Origin of the sequence: Mesorhizobium sp. M1143, from assembly GCF_040318435.1 — a bacterium.
GTDB lineage: Bacteria > Pseudomonadota > Alphaproteobacteria > Rhizobiales > Rhizobiaceae > Mesorhizobium.
The window spans coordinates 12,934-23,410 of sequence record NZ_JAMYMJ010000025.1 but is presented as its reverse complement, the minus strand read 5'-3'; the positions used below and the strand labels follow the sequence as shown (position 1 = coordinate 23,410).

Below are 10,477 nucleotides of genomic sequence, written 5' to 3'. Positions count from 1 at the left end.
CGGCCTCTCTCGGCTCGAATCCCGCAAAGCTGAAGACCTTCGCTCACCCGGCGTTCTGCCGAGCTAGCCCCGGCGGCGACTGGCCTGAATGGCAGCAAAGGTTACCGGACGAAACCCCCATGCGTCGACGCCGACATCATGCTGGCGCGTCATCGGCTTCAGACGACCGTGCGAATGACCGTGCAGGTTTACCGACCTCTTGCCGATCTGGTTCCAGGTGCGAAAAGGATAGTGGCACAGAACCAGCAAGCTGCCCTCGACAAGAAGCTCCATGTAGTGGTGCACGCTCGCCCAGGCCGGGTCGCCAATGGTGGCGGCGCCATCATTGTTGCCAATTATCAGGTGCTTGGACCCGTTAAGAGACGACAGCAGTGAAGACACGGTCTCGGCTGGACCCTTGGCGAAATCGCCGAGGTGCCAGACCTCGTCGTTCGGGCCAACCGTTTCGTTCCAAAACGCAACCAGCGCCTGGTCATGCTCGACCAACGAGGCGAAGGGACGCCGGTCGAGGCGCAGAATGCGCGGATCGTTGAAATGCGTATCGGAAGTGAAGAAGATCATGCGCCGCGGCCGGCTGCGACGCGCGACCGGCGATCGCCTCTAACTGCCGGAGCGCTCTTCGGCTTCATAATCGATCCCGATCGGGGCTTCCCTGAGCATCTTGAGTGCCTCTTCCTTCGTAAGGCCGCACTTGCGCGCGAAGTAGAGCGCCTCGATCGCCTTTTCGCGATCCGCCGTGGATTTTGCGTGCTGTTTGGGCTTTTTGCCCATAGTTCTCTGCCACCTTCCGAGGCCACCAAACCATCACAGTGCCGCGTTGTTCCCGTGCATCGACTGACCTGCCGGACTGCGCGAATGCCGATGTCGCCGGCATCCCGCGAGCCCCGGACAGCGCGTATATCAGCCGGCTCGCGACAACGGCGGAGCGACTCCAACCCCGACAGCGTGAATTCAAACGAAAGCCCGCGCCGTGGGAGGGGCCGGCGCGGGCGATCGGGCTACCGATCTTGCAGCGCGGGGGTCGACCGCTGCATGGCTCGAACTGTGCAAGCGAGCATTTGTTCCGGGCCGCATGCAAAGCATCGGCGTTTCATTGCAATTCTGGGGGACACAACCAGCATTTCGCTTCAGTCCGCCGCCGATGTGGGAGGATGAATACCGCCTTGCGCTAATTCGTCCGCCCTGGACACGAAACCAACCGCGCATTGAGCGCGTAGCTTCGGCGATTTAAAAACACCTGCACTGGAATATTTCCGGGCGCATGGAACATCTCCGGCCGCTGATGTTTAGGCCGGAATGACGATGATCTCTGTTCTTACAATGATTTACTCTCTCGCCATCTTTATCGGCGCGAAGCGGCGCAACCTCTTGGTGAATGCGAAACTCGATAGAGTTTTGCGCAATATGGCTGGCGCAGAACTGAATCAACGTGGCCAGTAAACCGCAACAGCGCCGGTTCCAGTTCACAGCCAGTGTCCTCGCGGCCGCTACCTCGGTTCGGGTGGCAAGCGGCTCGGCAGGACTGCAAGGGCCGCCCCCTCTGGGCTGGCTGGTGCACGGTCGATCCGATTTAGTGGATGACGGCGGGGCACGATGCTCCCGCAGTGCGCCGTGCTGGCTCGAATTGCGGGGCCGCGTCCAAGATCCGCGCACGGGGCACGCACCTTTAGGTCCGGCCCACGCGAGTGGCTTCGGAGGACCTATCCATGAACGATGATGATCCTATAGATTCGCTCGCCAACGCAATTCGTCATCGCAGCGCAATTTTGTTTGTGGGGGCGGGGGTATCGATCAGCGTCGGACTTCCGTCTTGGGAGAAGCTCATCGAGCGAATGGCAAAGGAGCTCGGCGTCGACGATGAATTTTCCACGCGACGCGATCGTTTTCAGACCTTGGCCGAATACTATCGGATCAAGCATGGCAGCATCGGACCACTTCGCAGTTGGATGGACAGAAACTGGTCTGTCGCCAAGGAACGGATCGAGAAATCGGAATTGCACCGTCTCATCGTGACGCTCGATTTTCCCGTCATCTATACGACGAACTATGACCGGAACCTGGAACTCGCTTTTGAAATCCACGGTCGAGAGTACGTGAAAGTGGCCAACGCACGGCACGTTGCGCAGGCCCGTCGAGGCATAACGCACATCGTGAAATTTCACGGCGACTTTGACGAGGACTCTTCCCTTGTCCTCACCGAAACCGACTATCTTGACCGCCTGTCCTTCAATTCTCCCCTTGATGTCCGCTTTCGCTCCGATGCTCTCGGCAGCACGATCCTGTTCATTGGCTATAGCCTCTCCGATCCAAACATCCGGCTGCTGTTGCACCGGCTTTGGCAAACCTGGCACCGGTCTGGATATGAGAAAGATCGTCCCCCTTCGTTCATCTTCATGCCCAGCCGCAACCCTGTGGAGGAGGCCGTGCTTGGGCGCTGGGGTATTTCGGTGCTCGTTGGCGCAGGTGATGATCCTGAAGCCGGTCTGACGGATTTCCTCAGGCGTTTGGTGGAAGCGGTCGCGGTGACCTGAGGCGCGCTCCCCAGTGGACCGTGGTTGGGTTTTCGCAGGTGCGCGGTGACCGACGAACCGGGCGGTAGCCGACGAACCGGGCGGTAGCCGACAGGCGCCAGATCGGCGACTGTTGGAGCCACGACTTCCACAATCAATCCCGCAGCGATCATCTTGGCGTGAAGTCGATCTCCGGCGTCAATTGCCGGCAATATGCACAAACCAGGTCAATCGTCGTTTGCACATCATCCAGGCAAACAACTTCGGACGGGGTATGCATGTAACGCAAAGGCACGGAGAGCACCCCACTTGCCACGCCGCCTCGGTTCTGCTGCATGACACGCGCGTCGGTAGGGCTTGAGCTGCCCACCGCCTGAAGCTGATAAGGTAGGCCCTCTTTCTCGGCCACCGACTTCAGCAGTTTGAACACCACCGGGTTGGTGTTCGCGCCTTGAGTGATTGCCGGCCCTTTCCCAAGGTCCAGTTTGCCCTGATCCTCGGCGCGAGCGCGCGGATAGTCCATTGCCACGCCCATATCAATTGCGAGGCCGGTTCGAGGCGCGATATTGAACGCTGAGGTCATCGCGCCTCGGGAACCAATTTCCTCTTGAACCGTACCCAGGATATAGAGGCCCACGCCGGGGTGAACGCCTCCCTCCTCGGAGAGGCAGCGCAGGACCTCGGCGCCGATGAGGAGGCCAACCTTGTTGTCGAACGCTCGTCCGACAGCAAGGTTGCCCTGTAGCGCCGCAAACTCGCCGTGGATAGTGACCGCGCTGCCGACCTCTACGACCTTCAACGCTTCCTCTCGCGAACTCGCGCCGATATCGATCCATAGTTCCATCAGCGAGGGAGTTTGAGACGTGTCAGAGGCTTTGAACGTCTGGATTGCTTTGCGACCTACGACGCCCAGGATCGGCTCCTTGCCGTGCACCCAGACACGCTGGCCGATTTCAGTGGCAACGTCCGTTCCACCTATGGTGCTGAAGAAAAGAAAGCCGTCATCGTCGATGTAATGGACGATGAAGCCGACCTCATCCATGTGCCCGGCATACATGAAGCGCACAGACGCCTCAGGATTGATGATCGCCGTGACATTGCCCATGACGTCCGTCGTCAACCTGTGGGCATAGGGACGAACATACTCGCGGAAAAGCTCCGCTACGGGTTGCTCAAAGCCGCTCGGCGACGGGGTCGCCACAATTTCCTTCAAGAACTTGAGTGATTCATCGCGCATCAAGCTGACTTTCACGGTTCACGGGGTGGAGGGCCATTCGAGCATGGTCATACTCGTCGGGCTTCGCGCCAATTTTGGCCTTCTTCGGTGCGATCGCCCGCGAATTGGTCAGCCCAAGGCAGGTTGTGGAGCCAGGCTTCGCGCCGGGGGGTCCAAAGCTCGTATGTCGGGAGAAGGTCGTTTGGCGCATCATCGAGAGTGCCGGTCATGATCTCGGCTTCGTCGTCGCGGAGATTCACCACGCGCGACCCGCATGCCGGACAAAAACCTCTGCCGTTGAACGCTGCAAGCTCGCCCTTGCACTGGTAAGCCGACCGCGGCCACACGGCAAAGGCACTGTAGGTGCTGCCGCTGGTTCGCTTGCAATCCTGGCAATGACACAAGCCAACGCGCAACGGCGCGCCGGTAACAACATACCTCACAGACCCGCAAAGACAGCCGCCGGTCCGCTCTATCTTGTCAACCTCGTCGTTCATGGTCGCCGCCGACATGAGTGAGGGAAGCGTGTTGGACTCCGCTCTGCTGTTTGCATCGAGGCATCAAGTTAATGGGCAATGTCTTCAACAAGGCCTAGCTCCAAAGCTCTTGCTGCCATCAGGTAGCAGCTGTTCAGGGCATGGTCGCGCAGCTCTTCCAGCGATGTTCGAGAACCTTGGACGAGATCGGCGAACCCTTCATTCTCGAGTCGCTCTGCCGTTTCCAACAGCGCAAGTTGTTCGCGAACGATCTGAAGACAGCTTCGAATTGGTCCATTCAGAACCAAGTCTTTCTCAAGCCTTCTTTCATGAATCAGCAGGACTGCTTGCGGGCAAAGGAACCGGCAGGCTTTCGGGAAAGCGGCAAGGACCGTTACCCCGGCAGAGTAAACCGTATTCTTGCCAATGATGTAGCCGTTGCGGCCCGAGTGTTTCAGAAAAAGTTTGAACTCTAGAGCTAGACGTCGCGCGCCGTCGGCGTCGCCTCCGGGCGTGTCGATTTCAACGTAGAGATCGTCTTCCCCGGAACGCACGGCTTTCAAATCGTCCAAGGCTTTGGTGACGACAGTGTCATCAATCAAGCCGTGTATACGCAAGTTTGGATCGAACAAAAGCCGGTGAAGGTCTGGAGCGGGCGGCGGGGAGACGGTGTGTTCGGCTGACTGGGGCAACAGGTCCATATAGGCATCCTCATTATGGGGGCCGAACTTAGTTGGTACCCTTTTGTTCCCTTGAGGGAGTTCGAGCGGTGGTGATCACAGCCGCGTCTCTCGGCGGCTGTGGAGCTCCCTCTTTCATTGCAGATCCTTTTCGCACCAGGCCCGGTAGAGGCACCTCAGCCGCTAGGTTGGCTCCATGGGCATATCGGGCATTTGCCGGAGCTGACGCAGTCGCTTTGCTGATTTCTGCCACGTCCGGGACCAGTCCTGTGGACGGTTGAACTCGACGGCCTCAATGGTTCCCGGCTGCTGCCTTCCGGACCCCCGCGGTCGGGCTATTTTTCCTGGCCGTGCCATTTTTCCGGGGGGCTGAAACAAACAGCTTTGTTGGCAGTTCTAGCGTCCGGAGCACCGGCTCCGCGCGGCGCGGCCGAGCGGCCGGGGCTGTCCGGCAGGAGGTCCAGCAATGTCTCACGATGTGCAAAGACGATTTGCAACGCGCTTGATCGCGGTTGCGCTGATGCTCTCGGCCAGTGGCGTGGCGCCTGTCCTGGCCCAGGATACCCCGACCGACTTCACAGCGATCATCCAGCAGAAATTGCCGGCCGTGGTCGCGATCACGACCCGGGAGGTTGTCCAGGACCAGACGACGGCGGGCGACTTTACAAGTCCGTTCGACGGCCAGGGCCTCGGACCCGTTCAGCCGCAGGTGAGGGAGGCGCTTGGCTCCGGATTTGTGATCAGTGCCGACGGCTACATCGTCACCAACAACCATGTCGTTGCCGATGCGACAGAGATCCATGTCGTATTTTCCGACAAGGAAACGGCGCCGGCGCAATTGGTCGGCCGTGACCCCGCCACCGATATAGCGGTGCTGAAGGTCGACCCGCGGCCCAACATGACCACGACCAAATGGGGTGACTCGGATGCAATGCAGCCGGGCGCATGGACAATCGCGATCGGCAGTCCCTTCGGACTCGGAGGGACAGTCACTGTCGGCGTTCTGTCGGCCCGCTCGCGAGACATTCAAGCCGGGCCGTACGACGATTTTCTCCAGACGGACGCGTCGATCAATCGAGGCAACTCGGGCGGTCCGCTGTTCAACGCACGTGGCGAGGTGATCGGCGTCAACACCGCCATCGTCTCACCGTCGGGCGGCAGCATCGGAATCGGGTTTGCGGTGCCATCGCGCACCGCCCAGAGCATCGCCGACCAGTTGATCCGAACCGGCCGGATCGAGCGTGGCTTCATCGGGGTCCGCCTGCAGGACATCACGCCGTCGCTGGCTGAGGCCCTCGGGATGAAGGATGACAAGGGCGCGCTGGTTGCTTCGGTTGAGCCCGGCAGCCCGGCGGAGAAAGCCGGCTTGAAGCCGGGTGACGTGATCACCCGGTTCAACGGCAAGGGCATTGAGGGTGTCCATGACCTCACGCTTGCGACGGCTAGCCAGAAGCCTGGCAGCAAGGCCACTCTGACACGGAGTAACGGCGGCAAGGACCAGGAGATCGCGCTTGTCATCGGTGAGCGCAAGGATGCGGAGGTGAAGACCGGCGCTGTTCCCGACAAGAAGTCGGCGGCCGAAGGCCTCGGCCTATCCCTCAGCCCGATTCCGGATCAGGCGCGTCAGCAGCTAGGCATCAAATCAGGAACAACCGGCGTCTTCGTCGTGGAAGTGGTTCCCGATGGCCTTGCCGCCCGGAGCGGATTGCAGCCCGGCGATGTCATCATATCGGCCAACAATCGCCGCGTGACGGAGCCTTCGGATATCGTCGAGGAGTGGGCGAACTCTCGCCGGCAGAGCAAGCCCATCCTGTTTCGGCTGGAAAGGCAGGGGCAGTCCGTGTTCGTGGCGGTCGCCGGGAAATGACCAGGACGGCCATGTGACTGCACCAGGATCCGCTTGCGGATCCGCTCCAAAGGCGCCGGAGCCCAGGTGCAACGGGGAAGCATCGCCGCAGAAAGTTTGCGGGATGCGCTCATTGGCCGGGCGCCCAACGCGCATTTATTCTGCAGCGTCAGAGCTCTTTTGAGCTCGTCGTGCTCGAGTGTGCTCGCCATCCTCAGGCAGTTTCGCGCCTTGCCGTAAGCCGTGCCTGGAGAAGGACGACGACGAGCAAAAACAGCCCGCGGATCACCGACTGCCAGTAGGCTGACAGCGAAATCCAACCCATGCCGTTTTCGAAGTTCAGGACGTTGAAAAGGATGCCGAGCAACAGCACGCCGGCCAGCGTGGTCAACACCGAGCCAGAGCCGCCGGTCAGCAGCGTCCCGCCCACGACGACCGCTGCGATGGCAAACAGTTCCCAGCCGACGCCCTCGATCGGTTGGCCTGCGCCGAACTGAGAAGCGAGAACGACGCCGGCGAGCCCGGCCAGGCACCCGCTTGCAACATAGACGAGAAATTTGACGCGGTCCGTGCGCAGCCCCATCAGCCGCGAGGCATCCTCGCCGCCGCCGATGGCCAGCACCGTCCGTCCCGTGCTGGTGTAGTTCAGGACCACTGAGCCGACGGCATAGGCAACCAGGGCGATGACTGCCGGAATCGGGAAAATCCAGAAATTCCCTTGGCCGATGGCGGTGAAACCCGAATCGTAAGACACCGAAACGGTCTGGTTGCCGGCCAGAAGCAGCGCCGAGCCGCTTGCGGCCAGCATGGTGGCAAGCGTGGCGATGAAAGGCATCAGGTTGCCGCGCGTAACCAGGAGCGCGTTGATCAGCCCGGCTGCCAGGCCGGCGCCAACGCCCGCTGCAAGGCCTGCCACGATGCCGTGCGGGCTCGCCAGGGCCGACGCGACGCTGCCCAAGGCGGCGACGGAGCCGACGGACAGGTCTATGCCGCCGGTCATGATCACGAAGCACATGCCGAGCGCGACGAGCGCGAACATCGAGTTGTAGCGCAGAACGCTCATCACGTTGAAGAGGCCGAGGAAGCGGTCGTAGCGCAGGAATCCGAACAGGACGAGGGCTGCAAGCGCGATGACGACACCGTAGGTGCCGATGATGCGAACCAGTCTGGCGCTGTTCATGGATTACACCCGGTGTTGCTGCTGCAGCCAGACGGCGAATGCGATGATGCCGGCCTTGACGACGAGCGCAGCGGCGTCGGGCACGCCATTGGCAAGCAGCGTGTAGCGCACCAACTGGATGGTCAGTGCGCCCAGCAGGGTGCCGATGATTGTGGCCTTTCCGCCACTCAACAGCGTGCCGCCCACCGCGACCGCCGCGATGGCGTCGAGCTCCATGCCCAGCCCCACGAGATTGGCGTCGCTGGAGGAGTTGATCGCAATGACGACGAGACCGGCCAGCCCCGCGCACAGGCCGCTGATCGCATAGACAGCGAGCTTGATCCTCGATACGGCGATACCGGCCAGTTCAGAGGCCTTTTCATTGCCGCCGACCGCCAGGATGCTTCGCCCGAACACCGTGCGGTGAAGGGCCCAAGCGGCCGCCGCAACCAGCACGGCCATGATGATGACCTGCGCGGGAATGCCGAGCGGGCGGGCAAGTCCGATCCACTGGAATTGCGGCACGCGGAAGGTCTGCAGATTGCCGTTGGTCATAACCTGCGCGATCCCGCGCCCCGCGATGAACAGCACGAGCGTTGCGACGATCGGTTGGATGCGGAAGCGCGAGACCAACCAGCCGTTGAACAACCCGAACAGGCCGGCGACGAGGATCGAGGCAACCATCGCGACGGCTACCGCCAGATAGATGTTTCCGACCGGGAAAATCGTGCCCATGAAGATCATCGGCGCCAATGCGCCGGAGATCGCCATCAGCGACCCAACCGACAGGTCGATGCCGCCGGTGGCGATCACCAGGGTCATCCCCACCGCGACGATCACAATCGTGCAGACCTGGGTCAGGTTGACGTTGAGTGTCTGCAGCGTCGCGAAATTGCGCGTATAGGCAAGGTTGAAGACGACCAGCAGCACAAGCGCGATCACCGTGCCGTAGCGCGCCAGGAAACCGAACACATCAAAGCGGCGGTTTCCAGCGTCGTTGGCTGCGGATGGTGTGGCCAGATCGCTCACGCTGCCTCCTTCGCCGCGCCGCCATGCGCCATCGCCGCGAGCACGTCCTCCTCGTTGGCTGCCTGACCTTCCAGTTCGGCCACCCTCACTCCTTCGCGCAGCACGAATATGCGGTCGGCTCCTTCCATCACTTCCTCGAGTTCCGAGGAGATCATCAGCACGCCGAGCCCGTCATCGGCAAGCTTGCGGATTAGGCGCTGGATCTCGGCCTTGGCCCCGACATCGATGCCGCGTGTCGGCTCATCGAGGATGAGTAGCTTCGGGTTCATTGCCAGCCAGCGGGCAAGCAGCACCTTTTGCTGGTTGCCGCCCGACAACTCGCGGACCTTCTGGTTAGGCCCCGAGCATTTGATGTCGAGTTCACGAATGAAGCGCTCGACGATCTCCTTCTGCCGGGCCTCGTTCAGGATGCCATTGCGGCTGATTTTCGGCAGCAGTGCCAGTGTTATGTTCTCCGCGACGGTCATTTCCGGCACGATGCCCTCGGCCTTGCGGTCCTCAGTGCAGAAGCCCATCCCTGCGGCGATGGCATCAGCGGCACGTGTGGGATGGTAGGACGCGCCCTCCATCGTCATCTCGCCTGCGCTCCGGCGGTCGGCGCCGAATACGAGGCGGGCTGTTTCCGTGCGGCCGGCGCCGAGCAAGCCGGCAAAGCCGGCGATCTCGCCGCGGCGCAGGTCGAAGCTCACGTCACGGACCAACTGGCCGGCTGCCAGCCTTTGCGCGGTAAACAGCACATCACCGATCCTCGACCGATCGCGTTCGCCGAACGCGGTCGCGTGGCCTTCGACGGCTGCGACGTCGCGGCCGAGCATGGCCGCGACCAGCTCCAGCTTGCCGATGTCGCTCATCGCCGCGCTTCGCACCGTGCGGCCGTCACGCATGATCGTGACCCGGTCGCAGACCTCGTACAACTCGTCGAGCTTGTGGCTGACGAACAGAACGGAGACGCCGTCGGCCTTGAGCTGACGGATAACGCTGAACAAGACCGAGACTTCACGCTCGTCCAGCGAGGAGGTCGGCTCATCCATGATCACGAGGCGGGCGGAAAAGCCGATGGCGCGGGCGATCGCCACCATCTGCTGCGTGGCGGTGTTGAAATCGCTGAGCGGGCGGCGCACGTCGATGCCGATCGAGAAGCGGCTGAGCAGGCGCTCGGCTTCCGCATGCATCGCGCTCCAGTCGAGCAGGCCGCGGCGGCGCTTCTCGCGTCCAAGGCAGATGTTCTCGGTCACCGAGCGCAGCGGTACGAGATTGATCTCCTGGTAGATGGTGCTGATGCCGCTGACCTGCGCCTGATGCGGAGACCCAACTTCGAACGGCTTCCGTTCGAACAGCACCTGCCCCGCATCCCGGCGGTAATAGCCGGTGAGCACCTTGATAAGTGTCGATTTGCCCGCACCGTTCTGGCCGATGAGTGCGTGGATCTCGCCCGGAAGAACCTGGAGCGAGGCATCGGCCAGGGCAGGGATGCCGGCAAAACGCTTCTGGATGTCACGCATGTCGAGGAGCAGCGGGGCTCGGTCCGGCTGAGCGGTCATCGTCAAACTCCCAAACCCTA

The 10,477-nt window shown here is 61.6% G+C and carries 10 protein-coding genes; 2 read left to right on the top strand and 8 right to left on the bottom strand.

Annotated features, from left to right (window positions below):
- Nucleotides 1-63: 63 nt before the first annotated feature.
- Both NKH35_RS17935 and NKH35_RS17930 read right to left on the bottom strand, forming a co-directional pair.
- Complete coding sequence (locus tag NKH35_RS17935) at nt 64-561, bottom strand: hydrolase (RefSeq protein WP_023702861.1); 498 nt, start codon at nt 559-561, stop codon at nt 64-66.
- Nucleotides 562-600: 39 nt separating this feature from the next.
- Complete coding sequence (locus NKH35_RS17930; protein WP_352915633.1) at nt 601-771, bottom strand: hypothetical protein; 171 nt, start codon at nt 769-771, stop codon at nt 601-603.
- Nucleotides 772-1,706: 935 nt separating this feature from the next.
- Between NKH35_RS17930 and NKH35_RS17925 the strand changes: the two genes are divergently transcribed.
- Entirely contained in the window at nt 1,707-2,531 is an 825-nt protein-coding gene (locus tag NKH35_RS17925) for an SIR2 family NAD-dependent protein deacylase (protein ID WP_023730103.1), read from the top strand.
- A gap of 148 nt (nt 2,532-2,679) precedes the next feature.
- On the opposite strand, the gene NKH35_RS17920 is transcribed toward NKH35_RS17925, so the two are convergent.
- The 3 genes from NKH35_RS17920 to NKH35_RS17910 all read right to left on the bottom strand — a co-directional run bounded on the left by NKH35_RS17920 (nt 2,680) and on the right by NKH35_RS17910 (nt 4,903).
- Nucleotides 2,680-3,747 carry a M42 family metallopeptidase gene (locus NKH35_RS17920; protein ID WP_352915694.1) on the bottom strand — a complete coding sequence of 356 codons (1,068 nt, stop codon included), beginning with the start codon at nt 3,745-3,747 and terminating at the stop codon, nt 2,680-2,682.
- 47 nt (nt 3,748-3,794) lie between these two features.
- Nucleotides 3,795-4,223 (bottom strand): GFA family protein, encoded by a 429-nt coding sequence (locus NKH35_RS17915; RefSeq protein WP_050587750.1) that lies wholly within the window; start codon nt 4,221-4,223, stop codon nt 3,795-3,797.
- A 68-nt stretch (nt 4,224-4,291) separates the two neighbouring features.
- The gene (locus NKH35_RS17910; RefSeq protein WP_023672669.1) at nt 4,292-4,903 is read right to left on the bottom strand and encodes an ATP-dependent Clp protease proteolytic subunit; all 612 of its coding nucleotides are present in this window, start codon (nt 4,901-4,903) and stop codon (nt 4,292-4,294) included.
- Between the two features lie 445 nt (nt 4,904-5,348).
- Between NKH35_RS17910 and NKH35_RS17905 the strand changes: the two genes are divergently transcribed.
- Nucleotides 5,349-6,749, top strand: coding sequence for a Do family serine endopeptidase (locus NKH35_RS17905; RefSeq protein WP_352915630.1), 1,401 nt, complete (start codon nt 5,349-5,351; stop codon nt 6,747-6,749).
- Between the two features lie 193 nt (nt 6,750-6,942).
- Here NKH35_RS17905 and NKH35_RS17900 read toward each other — a convergent pair whose 3' ends face one another.
- From NKH35_RS17900 to NKH35_RS17890, 3 genes are read right to left on the bottom strand one after another with little or no spacing between them, the layout of a single operon-like run.
- Entirely contained in the window at nt 6,943-7,908 is a 966-nt protein-coding gene (locus NKH35_RS17900; RefSeq protein WP_023672667.1) for an ABC transporter permease, read from the bottom strand.
- Between the two features lie 3 nt (nt 7,909-7,911).
- A complete protein-coding gene (locus NKH35_RS17895; protein ID WP_023726632.1) occupies nt 7,912-8,916 on the bottom strand; it encodes an ABC transporter permease in 1,005 nt (334 codons plus the stop codon).
- Nucleotides 8,913-10,457, bottom strand: a complete 1,545-nt coding sequence (locus NKH35_RS17890) for a sugar ABC transporter ATP-binding protein (protein WP_352915627.1) — start codon at nt 10,455-10,457, stop codon at nt 8,913-8,915. The genes NKH35_RS17895 and NKH35_RS17890 overlap by 4 nt, the downstream gene beginning before the upstream one ends.
- Nucleotides 10,458-10,477: the final 20 nt, after the last annotated feature.